The 18,946-nt window shown below is 39.3% G+C and carries 19 protein-coding genes; 8 read left to right on the forward strand and 11 right to left on the reverse strand.

The window, feature by feature from the left end:
- Positions 1–77: 77 nt before the first annotated feature.
- Complete coding sequence (locus ACOKFD_RS00180; RefSeq protein ID WP_422859403.1) at positions 78–1,556, reverse strand: fasciclin domain-containing protein; 1,479 nt, start codon at positions 1,554–1,556, stop codon at positions 78–80.
- Between the two features lie 562 nt (positions 1,557–2,118).
- Here ACOKFD_RS00180 and mnmA point away from each other — a divergent pair.
- From mnmA to ACOKFD_RS00195, 3 genes are read left to right on the forward strand one after another with little or no spacing between them, the layout of a single operon-like run.
- Positions 2,119–3,309 (forward strand): tRNA 2-thiouridine(34) synthase MnmA, encoded by a 1,191-nt coding sequence (gene mnmA, locus ACOKFD_RS00185; protein WP_422859404.1) that lies wholly within the window; start codon positions 2,119–2,121, stop codon positions 3,307–3,309.
- A gap of 6 nt (positions 3,310–3,315) precedes the next feature.
- A complete protein-coding gene (locus ACOKFD_RS00190) occupies positions 3,316–4,260 on the forward strand; it encodes an NAD(P)H-dependent flavin oxidoreductase (protein ID WP_422859405.1) in 945 nt (314 codons plus the stop codon).
- 34 nt (positions 4,261–4,294) lie between these two features.
- Positions 4,295–4,795 (forward strand): hypothetical protein, encoded by a 501-nt coding sequence (locus tag ACOKFD_RS00195; RefSeq protein ID WP_422859406.1) that lies wholly within the window; start codon positions 4,295–4,297, stop codon positions 4,793–4,795.
- Here the strand turns inward: ACOKFD_RS00195 and ACOKFD_RS00200 are convergent.
- From ACOKFD_RS00200 to ACOKFD_RS00225, 6 genes are read right to left on the reverse strand one after another with little or no spacing between them, the layout of a single operon-like run.
- Positions 4,779–6,113, reverse strand: a complete 1,335-nt coding sequence (locus ACOKFD_RS00200; RefSeq protein WP_422859407.1) for a DUF58 domain-containing protein — start codon at positions 6,111–6,113, stop codon at positions 4,779–4,781. The genes ACOKFD_RS00195 and ACOKFD_RS00200 overlap by 17 nt on opposite strands.
- 8 nt (positions 6,114–6,121) lie before the next feature.
- Complete coding sequence (locus tag ACOKFD_RS00205; protein ID WP_298997753.1) at positions 6,122–7,120, reverse strand: AAA family ATPase; 999 nt, start codon at positions 7,118–7,120, stop codon at positions 6,122–6,124.
- Between the two features lie 3 nt (positions 7,121–7,123).
- Positions 7,124–8,332 (reverse strand): DUF4350 domain-containing protein, encoded by a 1,209-nt coding sequence (locus tag ACOKFD_RS00210; RefSeq protein WP_422859408.1) that lies wholly within the window; start codon positions 8,330–8,332, stop codon positions 7,124–7,126.
- 3 nt (positions 8,333–8,335) lie between these two features.
- On the reverse strand, positions 8,336–9,058 hold the full coding sequence (locus tag ACOKFD_RS00215; RefSeq protein ID WP_422859409.1) for a DUF4129 domain-containing protein: 723 nt from the start codon (positions 9,056–9,058) through the stop codon (positions 8,336–8,338).
- Positions 9,055–9,993: a hypothetical protein gene (locus tag ACOKFD_RS00220; RefSeq protein ID WP_422859410.1), complete on the reverse strand. Its 939-nt coding sequence runs from the start codon at positions 9,991–9,993 to the stop codon at positions 9,055–9,057. The genes ACOKFD_RS00215 and ACOKFD_RS00220 overlap by 4 nt, the downstream gene beginning before the upstream one ends.
- Positions 9,968–10,942 (reverse strand): stage II sporulation protein M, encoded by a 975-nt coding sequence (locus ACOKFD_RS00225; RefSeq protein WP_422859411.1) that lies wholly within the window; start codon positions 10,940–10,942, stop codon positions 9,968–9,970. The genes ACOKFD_RS00220 and ACOKFD_RS00225 overlap by 26 nt, the downstream gene beginning before the upstream one ends.
- Positions 10,943–10,978: 36 nt before the next feature.
- Between ACOKFD_RS00225 and ACOKFD_RS00230 the strand changes: the two genes are divergently transcribed.
- Both ACOKFD_RS00230 and ACOKFD_RS00235 read left to right on the forward strand, forming a co-directional pair.
- Positions 10,979–11,704, forward strand: coding sequence for an RDD family protein (locus tag ACOKFD_RS00230; RefSeq protein WP_298997767.1), 726 nt, complete (start codon positions 10,979–10,981; stop codon positions 11,702–11,704).
- Positions 11,704–12,318 carry a trimeric intracellular cation channel family protein gene (locus ACOKFD_RS00235; RefSeq protein WP_422859412.1) on the forward strand — a complete coding sequence of 205 codons (615 nt, stop codon included), beginning with the start codon at positions 11,704–11,706 and terminating at the stop codon, positions 12,316–12,318. Before ACOKFD_RS00230 ends, ACOKFD_RS00235 begins: the two co-directional genes overlap by 1 nt.
- Here ACOKFD_RS00235 and ACOKFD_RS00240 read toward each other — a convergent pair whose 3' ends face one another.
- Entirely contained in the window at positions 12,319–13,041 is a 723-nt protein-coding gene (locus ACOKFD_RS00240; protein WP_422859413.1) for a peptidylprolyl isomerase, read from the reverse strand.
- On the opposite strand from ACOKFD_RS00240, the gene ACOKFD_RS00245 reads away from it, so the two are divergent.
- Together ACOKFD_RS00245 and ACOKFD_RS00250 are read left to right on the forward strand one after the other, a co-directional pair.
- Positions 13,040–13,681: an NUDIX hydrolase gene (locus tag ACOKFD_RS00245; protein WP_422859414.1), complete on the forward strand. Its 642-nt coding sequence runs from the start codon at positions 13,040–13,042 to the stop codon at positions 13,679–13,681. The genes ACOKFD_RS00240 and ACOKFD_RS00245 overlap by 2 nt on opposite strands.
- Positions 13,682–13,717: 36 nt before the next feature.
- Positions 13,718–14,530 carry a lysophospholipid acyltransferase family protein gene (locus ACOKFD_RS00250; protein ID WP_422859415.1) on the forward strand — a complete coding sequence of 271 codons (813 nt, stop codon included), beginning with the start codon at positions 13,718–13,720 and terminating at the stop codon, positions 14,528–14,530.
- Here the strand turns inward: ACOKFD_RS00250 and ACOKFD_RS00255 are convergent.
- From ACOKFD_RS00255 to ACOKFD_RS00265, 3 genes are all read right to left on the reverse strand, one after another.
- A complete protein-coding gene (locus tag ACOKFD_RS00255) occupies positions 14,527–15,168 on the reverse strand; it encodes a hypothetical protein (protein WP_422860987.1) in 642 nt (213 codons plus the stop codon). The two genes, ACOKFD_RS00250 and ACOKFD_RS00255, sit on opposite strands and share 4 nt — an antisense overlap.
- A 5-nt stretch (positions 15,169–15,173) precedes the next feature.
- A complete protein-coding gene (locus ACOKFD_RS00260) occupies positions 15,174–15,668 on the reverse strand; it encodes a sigma-70 family RNA polymerase sigma factor (protein WP_298997780.1) in 495 nt (164 codons plus the stop codon).
- A 66-nt stretch (positions 15,669–15,734) separates the two neighbouring features.
- Entirely contained in the window at positions 15,735–17,159 is a 1,425-nt protein-coding gene (locus ACOKFD_RS00265) for an amidohydrolase (RefSeq protein WP_422859416.1), read from the reverse strand.
- Positions 17,160–17,258: 99 nt separating this feature from the next.
- Here ACOKFD_RS00265 and ACOKFD_RS00270 point away from each other — a divergent pair, with 99 nt between their 5' ends.
- Positions 17,259–18,554: an NAD(P)/FAD-dependent oxidoreductase gene (locus ACOKFD_RS00270; protein WP_422859417.1), complete on the forward strand. Its 1,296-nt coding sequence runs from the start codon at positions 17,259–17,261 to the stop codon at positions 18,552–18,554.
- Positions 18,555–18,946: the final 392 nt, after the last annotated feature.

The following is an 18,946-nucleotide window of genomic DNA, read 5'->3' on the forward strand; positions in this document are numbered from 1 at the left end:
ATATGTGTTTTAAGGTTTAAATATGTGCGAGGTGAAAAAGGGATATGGTGTTCTAGCCATATCCCTTTTCATATTATTTAGTTGTTGGTATCCGGAATCAAAACAGTGTCCAATACATGGATTACACCATTTATGGCTTGAACATCTACAGCATCGATGCCAATTCCTGTATTACCAGAACCATCGGTTACATCAGCAATGTTGTCATCTGTACCAGGGAGCGTAATGGTAATCATGTCACCTTCCAGCGTAGTGGCCATAGTATCGCCATTTGGCGTAAGGTCTCCTGAACGAACGTTAGCACCAGCCACCACATGATGTTGGAGAATAGGGACCAAGTCAGCTTCGCCTGGGATGGCCATTAACTTATCAAAGGCATCGTCGGTAGGAGCAAACACAGTAAATGGGTCATCCCCATCTCCGTTTTGTGCAGAAAGTATAGATACAAAATTAGTTCCCGGAGTCAAATCGGTTAAGGCCGAAACTAAAGTTGAGAAATTAGGGTCTGCTACGGCAAATGTTACTACCGTAGGTAAAACTATAACTTCGTCTACCACATGTATTATACCATTTAAAGCCTTTACATTAGGTGTTTCTACTTCAGCAATACCGTTGAATACAACACCATCGGTTGTATCGAAATAGATACTTAGGTTCTCATCTCCAGGGCCTGTTGCAAGGGTATTGGAATACCCCGAACCTAAACCTTCTAAGTCTGTTGAGGATAACTCTTGACCACTAATTACATGATTCAATAAAACGTTGGTCAAAACGTCAGCATCTAAATCACTAAGTTCTGCACCATCCAAGAAAAGTTCGAAGGCTTCATCAGTCGGAGCAAGAACAGTAAAAGGGCCATCTCCTCTAAGAACTGTAGGTAGGTCACCATTTGCAGCTTGTAGTGCAGCAACCAAACTTTGAAGGTTGGTGTTCGCTATTGCCAAATCTGTAATTGGAATTAAGATAATATCAGCTAATTCATCCAAAATAGTTTGTGGTAATAGTACCTTATCGATAACATGTACAACACCATTAGTAGTTTCTACATCACGAGTAGCGGTAACCGTAGCAGATACGTCTGTGGCATCCTGAATAAAAACACCTCCATCGGTTGATACTGTAAGGGAAGAACCTTGAAGCGTTGTTAATGTTTGTCCATCACTTAAATCTGTAGAAAACGCTGCAGTTCCTGCAATAACGTGATACTCGAGAATAACCGCTAAAAGGTTTTGCAATTCTTGATTGTTGAAATCATCTAAACTATCAAAACCGTCCAATTGCGCTAGAAGGTCTGAAAAAGCAGCATCGGTAGGTGCAAAGACTGTGAAAGGTCCTTCTCCACTTAAAGCACTAACTAAATCGTTGTCGGCACTTTCATCAGCTTGTAGCAAGGCACTTACCAAGCTGCTTAAATCTGAAGTGGCTTGGGCAGTCTCTACAATATTAAGTGTAGGTTGATCCGTATTTGAACCCCCATCGTCGTCATCAGAACATGACGCGAGGACGAAGGAAAAAATTACTAGGGTGATTTGGGATAATCTAATTAGTGCTTTCATAAAATATGTTTTTAGATTTTTGTTTAATGTTTTTAAGATTATTTTGAACCAAAAAAGTTGCTTCTGTTTATTCTTTTTTATAAAAAGTTTAACAAAATGGTTAAACAAAATTTGAGATTCACTAAAAACTGGGTTTAATGGAATGTCTAATTGAATTAAGTGTGAGGTGGAAGTTGAGATTCAACGAAGACGGCTAAGTAAGACTAATATCTAGAAAAAGTCTTCTAGTAAATAATATGTAATTTGCTATTAAACGGTTCAATATCAAGGGATGTAACTTTTTCTAAAGGTGCTATTTTGTCTAAGATGAGCGCACTATTGTTAATCAATTTCCTTTATGTTTTTATCATAACTATTAGCAAATCTTAATTGTTAAACAAATTATTTACCAATGCTATTGTTTTTAAACTGTACGATAAAATACCTATCGATTAGGAATATAAGGTTTCATAAAATTGTAAAAATCATCTAAAGAGGTTAGAAAGAGTATTTAACAACGACTAAGAGAGGCATAAGAATATCAAGGGCTATTTTGTAATTTTGCATGGTCAATTAAAACAAAATGAAGAAGGTTGTTGTTGGTTTATCGGGAGGAGTAGACTCTAGTGTTTCTGCCTATTTATTAAAGGAGCAGGGCTACGAAGTGATTGGCCTATTTATGAAGAATTGGCATGATGACTCGGTTACCATCTCTGATGAATGCCCTTGGTTGGAGGACAGTAACGATGCACTGATTGTGGCGGAAAAATTGGGAATTCCATTCCAGACTGTCGATTTGAGCGCAGTTTATAAGGAACGCATTGTTGATTATATGTTCAATGAATATGAAAAGGGACGTACCCCAAACCCTGATGTGCTCTGTAATCGTGAAATTAAGTTTGATGTGTTTTTGAAAATAGCATTACAGCTTGGCGCCGATTATGTGGCTACGGGGCATTACTGCCGAAAAGGAACCATCTTGGATAAAGATGGAAATGAGACCCATCAACTGCTAGCGGGGGTGGATAAAAACAAGGATCAGTCCTATTTTCTATGTCAATTATCACAAGAGCAATTGTCCAAAACACTTTTCCCAATAGGAGAATTGACCAAAACAGAGGTAAGAGAAATAGCAGCTGACAATGGGTTAATTACTGCAGATAAAAAAGACTCCCAAGGTCTCTGCTTTATTGGAAAAGTTCGACTGCCTGAATTTCTACAACAGAAACTTCAACCGAAAAAAGGAGTGATTGTGGAAGTTCCTTCAACAGCACATCATTTTGAAGACAGTGCGCCAACTTTTGACTCAAAGCGTGATGAACTTGCTTTTCTTTCTGAAAAGAAAGTCTATGCCGAATCCGATGGAAAAGTGGTGGGAGAACACCAGGGGGCACATTATTTTACCATAGGCCAACGGAAAGGTCTGGATGTAGGTGGCACTAAGGAACCTTTATTTGTAATAGAAACAGATGTGGAAAAGAACATCATTTACACAGGGCAGGGAAAAATGCACCCAGGTCTTTACCGACAGACCCTTTTTGTAAAGGAAGAAGAATTGCATTGGGTAAGACCTGATTTATCGTTGCAGCCTGATGAAACTATGAAGGTAATGGCCCGAATCCGGTATCGCCAACCTTTGCAAAAGGCCACATTGTATAAAATTGAATCTGGACTCTACGTGGATTTTGAGGAAAAACAATCTGCCATTACCGAAGGTCAGTTTGTTGCCTGGTATTTGAAAGATGAACTAATTGGTTCAGGGGTTATATCATAAAGAAATATGAATAAAAATAGAATTACCGAGCTTTTCAATATTCAATACCCCATTGTTCAGGCAGGAATGATTTGGGCCAGTGGCTGGCGTCTGGCGTCTGCAGTTTCCAATTCAGGGGGGTTGGGAATCATAGGAGCAGGCAGTATGTATCCTGAAGTACTGGATGAGCACATTAAAAAATGTCAAAAAGCCACGGATAAACCCTTTGGCGTTAATGTGCCCATGCTTTATCCAGATTTGGACCAGCTTATGCAAATAATTATTGAAAATGGGGTCAAGATTGTATTCACTTCCGCAGGAAATCCAAAAAACTGGACATCATTTTTGAAGGAGAAGGGAATCACCGTTGTACATGTGGTTAGCAGCGTAAAATTTGCACTTAAAGCGCAAGATGCTGGTGTAGATGCCGTTGTTGCAGAAGGGTTTGAAGCAGGTGGACATAATGGTAGAGACGAAACCACCACACTGGTCTTGATTCCTTCTGTAAAGGAACAAATAGAAATTCCTTTGATTGCTGCTGGGGGGATTTCGACTGGAAGGGCCATGTTGGCTGCTATGATATTGGGGGCTGACGGTGTTCAAATTGGAAGTCGGTTTGTGGCAAGTATTGAAGCGTCATCCCATGAAACCTTTAAAAAAGCTGTGGTAGAAGCCAAGGAAGGGGATACCCAACTTACTTTAAAGGAATTGGCCCCAGTAAGAATGTTGAAAAATGAGTTTTACCAGGAAGTTCAACAAGCGTATCAGAACCATGCCTCTGTAGAAGAATTAAAAACACTTTTGGGACGTGCCCGCGCTAAACGAGGTATGTTTGAAGGGGATATGGAAAATGGCGAATTGGAAATCGGTCAGGTCTCTGGTCTTATTCATGATATTAAGCCCGCTTCTGAAATTATCTCCGAAATAATAGCGGAATATAATACAGCAAAAAACCGAATACCTTCCTTATAGGTTTTCACTGCACTTTTTGATACTTTTAGCCCGTATGAAAAGACTCATCCCCACAATGGTCGTTTTATGCCTTGCGATTACTATGCATGGGCAAATAGAACGCGATAAGGCACTTCATTTTGTTGGAGGTGGCTTGTTTGGTTTAGTGGGTGCAGGGATAGCAAAAAAAGCATCTGACGGAAACCGGGTTTGGACCTTTGTTGGTGCTGTAGCCGGAAGTACCTTAATAGGTTTGGCCAAAGAATCAGTAGATGCAAGTCAAAGGGATAATGGATGGGACAATGATGATTTGATTGCTACCATTTTGGGTGGGGTTACCGTAGGTTTTACCATTGAGCTTTTTTCAAAGAAAGACAAAGATGGAAGGCTTCGATACTCAGGGCGTTCTGTTACAGTTCAACCTCAATTGGAATCTCTTGACATTGTCTTTCTAAACAAAGCAAAAACTGAAGCGGCATTGCCCAATTTGACTCCTTTTGGTTTCTCCGCAAATGTTTTTAATGATTTTGAGCAATTAGCTAAATCAGCCCCCTAGCTTTTATTTCCAAATATTTGTTGATTGTATTGATAGTAAGGTCTTCAGGCTTGGTCAAAATGGTCTGAATTCCGTGTTTGCGCAGCTCGTTTACAATCAATTTCTTTTCATAGACAAACTTCTCGGCAATGGTTTGTTCAAATACTTGTTGGATGTTTTCCGCTTTTTTATCAGTAAACTCATGCAGCTCGGTATTCTCAAAGAAAATAACCACCAATAAATGTTGTTTGGCAATGGCCTGCAAGTACCCCATTTGTCTGTGCAAGGCATCAAGGGTTTCAAAATTAGTGTATAGCAAGAGTAGACTTCGTTGATTCAGGTTACGTTTAATGTCAACATACAATCTACTAAAGTCACTCTCTACATAATTGGTTCTTAAGTTATACAGCGTTTCTAGAATCAAGTTCATTTGAGAGTTTCTACGCTCTGCGACTACCCGATTTTCAATAGTGTTGCTAAAAGAAAACATGCCTGCCTTGTCTTGTTTTTTTAAAGCAATATTACTGATGACCAAAGTTGCATTTATGGCATAGTCCAACAAGCTCAAACCTTCAAAGGGCATTTTCATCACCCTACCTTTGTCAATTACCGAATAGATGGGCTGCGATTTTTCGTCCTGGTATTGGTTTACCATTAACTGGTTTTTCTTTGCTGTTGCTTTCCAATTAATGTTCCGGATATCGTCACCTTGCACATATTCCTTGATTTGCTCGAACTCCATAGTATGGCCTATACGTCTTATTTTCTTCAACCCGTACTCGTGGAGGCGATTGGTAAAGGCAATAAGGTCATACTTTCTTAACTGAAGAAATGAAGGATACACCGGAACTTCTGCAGATGTGTCAAATCGATATCTTCTGGCCAAAAACCCTATGGGTGATGATGAAAAAACATTTAAGCTACCAAACTCGTAGACTCCACGCTCCGTAGGTCTTAGTTGATACTCAAACGATTTGGTTTTTCCAGAATTCAAAGTGCTTTTTATTCCAAAATCCCTTTTTTGAAATTGAAAAGGGAGTTCGTCAATAATGCTACAGGTAGTTTGGAAAAGATATCTATTGGTAATGGAAATTTGAATAGGGTTCATATCTCCGTTGGATAATTTATCCGGCACAATCCGCCGGGCCTGCAGTTTGCCCTTGGATGAAAAAAGCAAAATATAATCTACTATCAACAGTAGACAGATAGCAAAAAACAAAATTCGGAAAACGCCATATAGACTTGGGTATATGTATGAAAGCAAAAACCCTACAATCAATGAGACCAGCACTACAAAAAAGCGCTGTTGCAGATAAATATGTCTAAAAAATCTTTTCAAATGTCTCTTTATCTTGGAATTTCGATGCTTTCTACAATCTGTTTTACTACTTGGTTTGCTGTTAGGCCTTCCATCTCACGCTCTGGAGTGAGAATAATTCTGTGGGACAATATAGAAGGCGCTACTTTCTTAATATCGTCGGGCGTAATAAAGTCTCGACCGTTCATGGCCGCTAGAGCTTTTGATGCATCCATTAGAGCAATGGAAGCCCGTGGAGATGCACCCAAGTATAGGTTTGCATTGTTTCGGGTATTGTTTACAATGGAGGCAATGTAGGTGATTAGGTTTTTCTCTACGGTAATCTCTTTAATAATCTTTTGGTATTCCGCAATTTCCACCGCTGACAAAACCGGACTCACTAGTTCTTCTTCCACTACATGTTTGTTATTGTGTTTGCTTTCCAAGATTTGTACTTCCTCTTCCAGTGAAGGATAGTTTACTTCAATTTTGAAAAGAAAACGGTCCAATTGCGCTTCAGGTAATCGATATGTACCTTCTTGCTCCACAGGGTTTTGAGTGGCAAACACCAAGAATGGTGGTTCCATGGTGTATTCGGTGCCATCCATGGTGATTTGTCGTTCCGCCATGGCCTCAAAAAGGGCAGCTTGTGTCTTGGCGGGTGCTCTGTTGATTTCATCAATCAGGATAATATTGGAAAATAAAGGTCCTTTTTTAAACTCAAACTCTGAGTTCTTTACATTAAAAACGGAAGTTCCCAAAATATCACTTGGCATAAGGTCTGGTGTAAACTGAATCCGACTAAAATCTACATTCATGGTACGGGCCAGGAGTTTAGCGGTAACTGTCTTCGCCACACCGGGAACACCTTCAATCAAGGAATGGCCATTGGCCAAAATGGATATGATGAGCAACTCTATCATCCGCTCTTGACCAATAATGACCTTGCCCAATTCAGTTTGTATTTGAGAAACGGCCGATTGTAATTGGCTTAGGTCAATTCTTGAATTGAACTCCAAACCTTCGTTTTGTGCCTCGTTTTCTTCCATGTGTTACTTTTTAAAATCTGTAATTGTTTTATTAAGTAGAATACTATCTTGCTCGGTATGCGTCTTTTTATTTTTTAGTGAAACAATGAGCTCCAATAGCTTTTTAGTTTCTTCTTTTCCTTTACCTGATTTAGCCGCCAATGTCTGTACAGTCCTGTCCGAAATATTGGAAAGTTCCAGATGATATCGGTTTCGGAGATAGGCCAAAAAATAGGTGGTTTTCTTTTGAATCAAATCGGTATAATCCTTGTTTTGATAGTACAAGGCCCCGACCGTGCGTGCAAATTCCACCGATGAATTTTCCAAAGGTTTGATTACTGGAATAATACGTTGTTGCCGCTTTGCCTTAAAGAGAACAAAAAGAAGTAGGCTAACCATAGTGAGGTAATAGGCCCATTTTAGACTACTTTGTGTGAGTACAAACCGCAACGGTGATGTTACCACCACTCTTCCCGTTTTCTTATAGTTATCCCAATAAATAGTGTCCTCTTCGAAATAAGAAAAGGTGTTGGCCACATATTCCTGATTGTCTCCAAGAACATAATAGTTGGTGTATGCTTGTGGTATGGTATTTAAGAGAAAAGTTCCTTTACCGAATTGGGTCTGAATAAAGTTGGGAGCGTTAATATATTCGTCCGGTTTATTTTCCAAAACGTTACGCTCAGTATATTTTATGTGACCCAAGACTTTTGAATTGAGGGTGTCTATACTGGAAAATCGTGTATATGAGAGACCCCTTGAATAGGTATACTTTTGATTCTTGAATTTGTTATTTGTAAAGTTCAATTCCGCCTCTTCCTCCTGCAAGTTATAACTGGACATAACACCTATATTGAGTGTGTCTGAAAGAATCCCTCCAAAATCGGAAGAAGCTATAAACACCGTGTTTCCCTGATGCACATAATCCAAAAGTCTGTAGGTTTCCTGTTCATCAAAGTAGATGAAGTTATTGATAAAAATGAACCCTGATTTTTGGATACTGTCCGTTTTGCTAAGGGCATCGTAGGTATTGTCATAAACCGTTTCAATATCCGTAGTATTGAAGAGTTCAGAGAGTTCATTGTAGAGCACATAACAACCATAGGGTATTTTATCCGCATTGGTGTAAGAGGGTCTCCAATTAATTGGCCGTGGACGGACTATCTCCGTAATGATGATTCCAAGAATCACCAAGCAAAAAACACCGAGTACTATTTTTGACCGTTTATCCAAATCTTATAAAGGAATTAATGTGTTTAGAGCATTGAACCTATGGTCTGTTTTTTGGTATTGCCTTTCCGTTATGGGATTTTCACCGTACCAAATATGTTCGTAGAGATAGGATACCTCTTTGAACTTTGTTTTAAGCCGATTTTCTTTTAGTTCCTTTTCGTAGTCCGAATTTGTTTTTTCAAAATGCCAATCAATCAATTGCTTTTGGGAGAGTCGTTTCAAAACCTTCAAAAACTGATACCGGACTGCCAATCGATAATCCTTCTTTTGAAGCGCCTCGTTCATCAGGGAATCCAAATCCAAACTCTCAATATGCTGTTCAGATAGATCTACATCCAATATGGAATTTGCTTTCTTGGTAAAAATGGAACCAAATCGCTCATTGACCAAAAACCGAACGAGTAGATAGATGACCAAGAGGCCCATCAACACATAAATGAAATATTGAATGACCTTTAAAGTGTTGGGAGAAACATCAAAACCAAAAATTTCGCCCAAACCACCAAATAACCATCTTAAAAACCTGAGCAGCAGATTTTGGGATTCTCCAGTTTTGATTTCATAATTGAATTCATCTCCTTGATATTTTTGAGACAAGTCTTGATTAAAACTGCGCTCTTCCAACTTGGAATCACTATCATACTTGAGTTGTAGCGAATCTTTGTCTTGAAGATTGCCAAACCCTAAAAACGGGAATAGAAGTAAAAGACATATAACCCTTCTCACAGATTGGACTCTCCTATTTCTTCAATTTTACTTCGGGTATTCACGTTATACGTCTTTTCATGAAGTGCGTAGTACAGAATTCCATTAACAAATTGGGAAAGGCATTGTGCATAGACGGACGCAACCAAAACTAAACATAAGGCCAAAGTATAAATGACCATGGAAATGACTGAACCAGTAACATCCACGTTGTTTTCTACTACATGAAAAGTATATATTCCAATAATAACCCCAGGGATTACCATGATGATAAAAAATAGGAGCCCGTTCAAGAGGCCTAAAATGAAATTGACCCCGATGGATTTCCAAAAATTATTAATAACCAAGGACCACCCTTCTCCAAAAGCATCCATTACTCCTTTTTTCTCTGTCAACATACAGAAAAAGGAAACACCAACCCAAGCAGCTAAGAAAAACTGTAATACATATTGAATAAATATGCCAGCTAATGGAATAAAGGCAGTTATCAAAACCACAACAATAAATACAAGATAAATGGGAACAAGTATCACTATGAATAGCAGAATACTACCCAACCTATCTTTGAACAGGTTCCAAACCTCCTTCTTGTCAAACAGGTTTCCTTTGGTTTCATCATATTTTACCAAGTAAGAGGAACTGATGCTAAAATTTAGGGCAGCAACTATCATAAATATGACAAAGAAGATTCCTAATCCGGAAAACAAATAGATGAGATAATCCTCTTCTGAAACGGTTCCACTTCCATTGCCGTATAAGCCATCAGCAGCAATTAAACCCACAAAACCAGATACCAACAGATAACTGGTTATCAAAAGGCCGATGATGAAGATGCCATTGTACCGAAGGAAAACGTTGGTAAAGGTTTTGATGTTCTGTTTCAGAAAATCAAAATAAACGGAGAGAATGTCCCCAAAATCACGGTTAATTCTAAGTTCTAGGTATTTGTCTGCCATTCAATTTGTTTAGGGTAATGGGATAAATGATATAGTAAAACACAATAAGGGCCAAAGAGCCTCCAATAATGAGAAACGCCAACCAATCCGGCATATTGGCATATCGGGTAATGAAACCTTCAATAAAACCTGCTATGATAAAGAATGGGATGGTACTAACCACCACTTTTAGTCCATCTTTGGCTCCTTTCATAAATGAAACGCGGCGTGAAAAGGTTTTGGGGAACAAAATACTGTTTCCCATAATTAGCCCAGCACATCCTGCAATGATTATTACTGAAATTTCGATGGTACCATGCAGCCAGATTTGACGATTGGCTTCAAAAAAAACGCCTTTGGTATAAAAGAATGTAACGAACGCTCCCAACATTACACCGTTGCTAAAAAGCACATAGGCCGTTCCAATACTGGTAATAACCCCAAAGGCAAAAGCAATTAGGGCCACTCGGATATTGTTTATGGTTATTCCCAAAAAAGTACCGATTTCACTGCCACTTTTATAGATAGCTGTAGGTTCACCTTTAGCAATGTTTTCCAAAGTCAAGTTTACATATGCATCTCCAAGAATCAATCGAACGAAAGAAGCATCATTTAAAGCGGATAAACTTCCAATGGCCGTAGCTACTGCAAAAATCAAAAAAGCGATAAGCAGTGTTTTGTGATATTGTTTAAAAAAGAGTGGAAATTCATATCCCCAGAACTCAATAATTCTATTTCGTGACTCTTTTTTGTTTTTGTAAATTTTTTGATGCGCCTGCGAAGCAAGTGAATTTAGATACAATAAAGTCTTACTTTCAGCGTAGTAGGTTTGGGCATAAGCCAAGTCGTTGGTCAATTGGATATAGCCGTCGGCCAACTCGTCGGGACTTGTGGAAGAACCATTGAGGATGGCCTTTTCAAATGCTATCCATTTTTCCTTATTTTGTTTCACAAAAGCTGCTTCGCGCATATGTTTTGTTTACCGACAGCTTAAAATTAATGTTATATGAGTAACCTCCAAATCAATACCACACAAAATGTAAATCTAGATTACAAAATTGTAGGTATCGGAGAACGAATTGTTGCATTTTTAATAGATGGGCTTATTCTCTATATGTATGCAATTTTGATTAACCTTATTGGAGATGCCATTTCATACGTATACGAGGATAGTTGGACGCAACGTGGTTTAATGGCACTTATCTTCTTACCGGCCATGTTCTATAGTCTTTTGATGCACAGCATCTTCAATGGGAGAACAGTGGGCAAAATGCTTCTAAAAATGCGAGTCGTTCGGGTTGATGGTACGCCTGTGCATTGGAGCAATTATTTGGTTAGGTGGATGTTGCGCTTAGTTGATATCTGGATTTTTCTGGGGTCCATTGGTATTCTTAGTATCCTGTTTTCTGAACGAAGGCAAAGAGTAGGGGATGCAGCTGCAGGAACCGTTGTGATAAGTACCAAAAACAAGACCAAGGTTTCCCATACTATTTTGGAAGAGGTGGAAGAGCAATATCAACCGCAATTCACCAACGTCACTGTGCTAACAGACAAAGATGTACGCTTGATTAAGGAAACGTATTTGATAGCTAAAAAGAGCAGTGATTTTAAAACCCTTAAAGCCCTCCGTGTAAAAGTGGAAACTATTTTGAATACAAATTCAGAGCTTTATGATGCTCCTTATCTGGATACCGTTTTGAAGGACTATAATTTTTATACACAAAAAATGTAATGGAGTTTTATCAATTGGTCGATGTTCTGGGTACCATTGCCTTTGCTGTGTCTGGGGTTTTGGTGGCAATGGATAAACGTCTGGATCTTTTTGGGGTTTTAATTATTGCCTTTGTGACCGCTATTGGTGGAGGTACACTGCGGGATTTGCTGATTGGCAATACTCCCGTTACTTGGATGCGTGATTTGACCTATGTGACCATTATTCCCATTACCGTATTGTTGACCATACTTTTTTCTCGTCAGCTAAAATACTTGAGAAAGTCACTTTTTTTGTTTGATACTATAGGCATCGGTCTATATACTATGCTAGGAATTGAAAAAGGATTGGAGGCCAACTTATCTCCTGTGATGTGCATTGCTTTGGGAACCATGACCGCCAGTTTTGGAGGTGTGCTTCGCGATATTCTTTGTAATGAAATCCCCGTCATCTTCAGAAAAGAGATTTATGCTACGGCATGTATCCTAGGAGGAACATTGTATTTTATAGTCAACTGGTTGGGCGTTCCTGATGCATATGCTTATGTGGCAGGAATATTAGCGGTAATTGTTATGCGGATTCTTGCAGTGCGTTTTAGTATTCGCTTGCCTAACATTTATTCTTCCAAGGCCTGACTACAGAACTTCCGCTTTGAGGATATACACATTTTGCCAGGGCCAATCTCCGTCACCAACAGGAACTTCATTGATGGCATCCACTACATCCATTCCTTGTACCACTCTCCCGAACGGGGTGTATGAACCATCTAAATGATAAGACCCAGGTTTGGTCACCACAATAAAAAACTCGTAGGGAGAAGCCAATTTGTGTGGATTGTCTCTTTCACTACTAGGCATGGATATGGTCCCCCGATGGTGTTTGTATCCCTTTTTAGCATCTGGGGGAAGCAAATACCTACCAATTTTCCTTCTTTTTTGTGGAGTTGCCTTATCATCTGAATTGCCTCCCTGGATAATAAAATCTTTAACAACTCGGTGAAACTGCGTATTGTCAAAATAGCCTTTGCGGGCCAGGTAGATGAAATTGGCCTTATGATACGGTACATTATCATACAACTGAACGGTAAAACTACCCAGGCTGGTGGTCAATTTTACCCGGTTTGCCTTTTCTTCTTTGGCATATTCAAAAAAGAAATCGATGGCATTTTCTTCTGTCAATACAAACTCCTCTTCCTTTTCCTCTTCTTCGGGTTCAAGGTTTTCAGACACTTGTGGAATACTGTCCTTTACCTCTTCTTGGGTTGCGCTTTGCTGCTCTTCCTTTTTGTTTTTTTCACCGCAGGACAGCAAAAAAAATAGTAGTATACTTGTAAACAAAGCTGATTTCATTAGCCTCATGGATTTTCAAGAGTTTTACGAACAAGTTTTAAAAATAAAAAATCTACCGCTGCCCGGCAGCCATTCCCATCATAAAATGTCACCTGCATTTCGGAAACAATGGTTGGAACTGAATAAAATAAAGGCACAAAACCCTAAAAAGGCAGGGGTAATGGCCTTGTTCTATCCAAATAATGAGCAACTAACTCATTTGCTACTCATTTTGAGGAAGACATATCGGGGCGTGCATTCCAACCAAATTGCTTTTCCAGGAGGTAAACTGGAACCAGAAGATGAAAATCTTATGGAAACCGCTTTGCGAGAAACTTATGAAGAGGTTGGGGTACCCAAAGAATCCGTAGAGGTGCTGAAGCAACTTAGCGAAGTATACATTCCACCGAGTAACTATCTGGTTCAACCCTATTTTGGAGTGTATTCCAAACCTGAGGTGTTCCAAATTCAAGAAAGCGAGGTAGAAGCACTTGTTGAGGTCAATCTGTCAGATTTTTTGGATCATACCAACCTTTCCGAAGAAAAATTGAGCACATCTTATGCAAAAAATATTAACGTACCTGCCTTTAAACTAAATGGTTATACTGTATGGGGTGCCACTGCCATGATGCTAAGTGAAATCAAAGAACTTCTTGAACAGGTGCTATAAGGTGCATTTTTGTAAATTAGCTTTTCACAGTTATATATGGGGCTCTTTAAAGAAAATCCTTTTGGACATATCCTTTTTCTAAAAAAGTGGTTGATTCGTATTGCCGGTATGATGACCCATCAACGGTATAAAGGTTTCAATACGCTCGAAATTGAGGGCTCACATGTGATTCGGGACCTTCCGGAAAACAATGTCCTTTTTGTTAGTAATCACCAAACGTATTTTGCAGATGTTGTAGCTATGTTCCATGTTTTCAATGCGAGTTTAAGTGGCAGGGAAGATAATATCAAAAATCTAGGATACTTATGGAATCCGAAGCTTAACATTTACTATGTGGCTGCCAAGGAAACCATGAAGCAGAGTATCTTGGCCAAGATACTGGCCTATGCAGGTTCCATTAGTATTGAGCGTACTTGGAGGGCAGATGGACAAGATGTGAACAGGCAGGTGAAAATGAGCGATATCAGCAACATTGCCAAAGCTTTGGACGATGGATGGGTGATTACTTTTCCTCAAGGAACAACGACCCCCTGGAAACCTTTGCGAAAGGGTACGGCACATATTATTAAACGATATAAACCTGTAGTAGTGCCGGTGGTAATAGACGGTTTTAGACGTTCTTTTGATAAAAAGGGACTTCGTGTAAAAAAGAAAGGCATACTACAATCCATGCATATAAAAACCCCATTGGAGATAGATTATGACAATGAATCCGTTGAAGCCATAATTGAAAAATTGGAGTACGCTATTGAGCAGCATCCTTCTTTTTTACATGTTATCCCAGAGGAAGATTTGATTGCCTATGAAGAAGAGCACCAAAAGCGGAGATACAGCTATAAAGGGAATTAAACTTCAAGCTTTTTAAGTTCCCGATAGTTTTCTTTGAGCCTCTTAAGCAAAATCCCGTAAAGGAGTCTATAAAACAACCAGATTACCACGAGCAAAACTCCTGTAAAGAGGATGGATACGGCAATTACCAGAAACCAGAATGTCATCTCATTTCCTTGTTCTGTAGCGGTTTTCACAATCTCCCTGCCTTCGTCACTAAAAATCAGGACACCATAAAGACTTATGATCATGTAAGTTGCGAAGATGATTAGATTGAACCATACGTATTGTGTCACGGTTCGTTTTACCTTCAATATGGTTTTCATCAATTTTCTTGAAGAATCTGTTACCGAAATTTTCTTATAATTCAGGTAAAACTTAAAAATGAAATACAGGATAATGCCATAGTTGACGAAATTCAATACCATCATGATGTTGTAGATATGCATGGCTTTCAGGTCCTGCATATATTGGGGGTCGCTTGAAACGAAATTTATTGCCGCCCAGAAGACAAATTCTATGATGCTGATGTAAAAAATCCACTTCACCATGGAAGATGATTTTTTCCATATCATGGGATAAATATCGTCGTAGGACAGTTTAGGAAGGTGCTCCTCCTTCTTCTGCCAGTCTTTTTTTAAGAGTTCCAGTTCATCCATCATACCTAAGGATTTAAGATGGTTCTTAATTTATTTTTAATTCGGTTCATTTTTACCCGCGCATTTACTTCCGTAATACCCAAGGTTTCCGAAATTTCGCTGTAATCTTTGTCTTCCAAATACAAGAACACCAAGGCTTTGTCAATATCCCCAAGTTGCTTAATGGCATTGTACATCAACTTCAGTTGCTTTTCTTCTGTATCGTCATATTCGTCGGCTTTTATTTTGAAGATTACGGAATCATAATCTTGAGTATCCACTCTCTTTTTTGACTTTCTGTAGAGTGTAATTGCCGTATTCAATGCTACCCGATACATCCATGTACTAAACTTGGAATCTCCTCTGAACTTAGGATACGCTTTCCATAGCTGAATTGTGATTTCCTGGAATAAATCCTTATGGGAATCCCTATCATTGGTGTACAAACTACAAACCTTGTGGACAATATTCTGATTATCCTCAAGCTCGGTAACAAAACGATGTTCCAGTTCTTTGTTCAATGTGGTTGGTAAGTTTTCCTAATAGGTCTGCTAACTTTAAATTTTGTTACAAATCCGGAGAGTCAATTATTTTCTATAATCCAGTGCAGGGGGTCTATCCCCCAATAAAGGAATGTACTTGAAGTCCTTTCCACAACGCTCTTGAAACTCCTCTTTAGCCTTTTCCACAATTTTTGGGTCTTGAAACAATTCAAGTGCAGTGAGTGTAAGCGTTTTGGCCGCTACCATCATACCTTTTGTTCCAATTGAAGTGCCACCAGCAGCAACTGCTTGCCAGCTATGGGCTGGTGTTCCAGGCACCCAAGTAGCAGTTCCCATGCCCACTGTAGGCACAGCAAAGCTCACATCGCCCACATCAGTTGAGCCATAGGCACGAGCTTCTTCTTTATAAGGTTGAATGTTCAATGCACGCTTCATATCCAACTCCTCGTAACCAAGACTTTTGGATATTTTTTCTGCAAACTGCTTTTCTTCATCCGTGTAGGTGATACCTCCAACCGTACTCAATTTTTTGTGCATGAGCTTTTGCAGGGTGAGATTAGGAAGAAGCTCATGCGTTCCCCCAATCATTTCATAATCCATGGTGGTGCCTGTGCCCAGCGCGGCACCTTCAGCGGCTTTTACGATTCGGTCAAAAATATCAATTACCACATCTCTTTTTCCGTGTCGAGCATAGTAGTAGACTTCCGCAAAATTTGGAACCACATTGGGCGCCTTGCCACCGTCGGTGATTACATAGTGAATTCTAGCTTCTTGCGGAATGTGCTCACGCATCATGTTAACCATCATATTCATAGCTTCAACACCATCTAATGCCGAACGACCTCTATCTGGAGCGCCTGCAGCGTGGGCAGAGGTGCCATAAAATCTAAACTTTGCAGACTTATTGGCCAGGGCAGCACCTGCATTGGCTGCATTTTGTGAGCTTGGGTGCCAGTGCAGAGCTACATCCACATCATCAAAAAGCCCTTCTCGTACCATATAGACTTTTCCAGAGCCTCCTTCTTCTGCCGGACATCCGTAAAATCGTATAGTGCCCTTAATATTATTGGCCTTTAGCCACTCTTTTGCGGATATGGCCGCTGCAGTTGAAGCAGTACCGAATAAATGATGCCCACATGCATGTCCTGCAGCTTTATTGGCTGTCTTTTTTTCAGGAATCGCCTGCTGCGAAAGTCCTGGAAGTGCATCATACTCCCCTAAAATTGCAATTACAGGATATCCAGAACCATATTCGGCAACAAATGCCGTTGGGATACCCGCTACGCCTTTTTGAATGGAAAAGCCTTCATCTGAAAGCGTTTTTTGCAGTAAAACTGAACTTTTTTCTTCCAAATATCCCATTTCAGCCAAATCCCAAATCTGAAGGGCTATATCCGAATACTTTTTTTGGTTGGATTCCAATTTCTTTAGCACATCATCTGCCTTTTTTTGCGAGAATATGGCTGTACTTAATACACTCAATGTGCAAAGGAGCAATATTTTTTTCATGGGTTATATGAGTTAGTCAGAAAACTAAAGGTACTAAAAAACCCTTTCTAAAGTAAGATTGTAATAACTGGAATATGTACTTTTATAACCATGTCAGAGATGAACATTCCGCAATCCAGTTTTCCACGAATCATTATTATTGGAGGAGGATTTGGAGGCATTGCTTTAGCAAAAAAACTTTCCGGGAAGGATGTACAAGTACTTTTACTGGACAAGCACAATTACCACACCTTTCAACCTTTGTTATATCAGGTTTCTACAGGAGGTCTTGAACCGGATTCCATCGCATATCCTATTCGAAAAGTATTGCAAGGCTATCCCAATTTTTACTTTCGTTTGGCTGAGGTCATGCAAATTGATACTGAAAATAAAAGACTGGAGACCAATATTGGCGGTATTGCTTACGATTATCTGGTAGTTGCAACAGGTTCACAGACCAATTTTTTTGGGAATAAGAATATTGAGTCCTATGGCATGGCCATGAAGACCGTTCCCCAATCCCTGAATCTGAGAAGTTTGATTTTGGAAAACTTTGAGCAAGCTTTGTTGACGGATGACCTGCACGAACGTGACGCGTTAATGAATTTTGTAATAGTTGGAGGAGGCCCTACGGGAGTTGAATTGGCAGGTGCTTTGGCTGAAATTAAGAAAGGAATATTACCGAAGGATTATCCGGATTTGGATACCCGAAGGGCACAGATAAACTTGGTTCAAGGTAGTGATCGTATACTTCCCGCAATGAGCGAAGTGGCTTCTAAAAAAGCAGAACGATTTTTGGAGAAACTTGGGGTGAACGTTTGGAAAAACATTCGTGTCAGCGATTATGATGGCAAACAAGTCACTACCAATACGGACACTTCCTTTGAGGCTTGCACTTTGGTTTGGGCCGCGGGTGTTAAAGCTGTTAGCATTAAAGGGTTGGATGCAGAAGAGTTACTTAGTCGTGGTAGTCGGCTCAAAGTGAATAATTTGCATCAAGTTGAGGGGTTTGAAGAGATTTTTGCCATTGGCGATGTAGCCCAAATGGAAACCGAGGAGTTTCCCTACGGTCACCCTATGATGGCCCAGCCAGCTATGCAGCAAGGGGAAAGTCTGGGTGAAAATTTAGCCCGCTTGGTAGAGGGTAAATCCATGAAACCTTTTAAATATAAGGACAAGGGAAGTATGGCAACCGTAGGACGCAATAAAGCTGTTGTAGACTTGAAGAAATTTAAGTTTCAAGGCGTATTTGCTTGGTATGTATGGATGTTCGTGCATCTTTATTTTTTAATTGGCTTCCGCAATAGGGTAGTGGTCTTTATCAATTGGGTGTATAACTACATTAAGTTTGATAGGGAAGCTCGTTTAATTATCCGACCTTTTAAAAAGGAATACCAAATTTCTAAGAAAGCTTAATAATTCTAGCCTAACTTAATTTAAAAAGTGGCTTATATTAGTTTTAGATTGACTTTTTGTTTTTTAACTTAACTTATCGGATGATTTAGCTTCTTAAAACGAAAGCCATATCACAATCTTTGTAACACATTAAAAAGAATCCAGTAAAAGAGTTTATTGTTGAATTAAAGGAAACTGCAGTTTACTTTATGGATCATTATCCAATTATCTCTGGAATTACATTAATTCTAATCGGAATATTTTTATTAAGTTTTCAGTTAAAGAAAAATAATTCATTCAAAATGAGTAATCATGGAATGGCATCTTGGGGAGTTCTTGTAAACATGTGGGCATTAATAATAATGTCTTTTATTTTTGGGATTATTCTAATTTTACGGAATACTTAGATAGTT

This window comes from Flagellimonas ulvae, assembly GCF_049333175.1.
In the GTDB taxonomy this organism is placed as follows: domain Bacteria; phylum Bacteroidota; class Bacteroidia; order Flavobacteriales; family Flavobacteriaceae; genus Flagellimonas.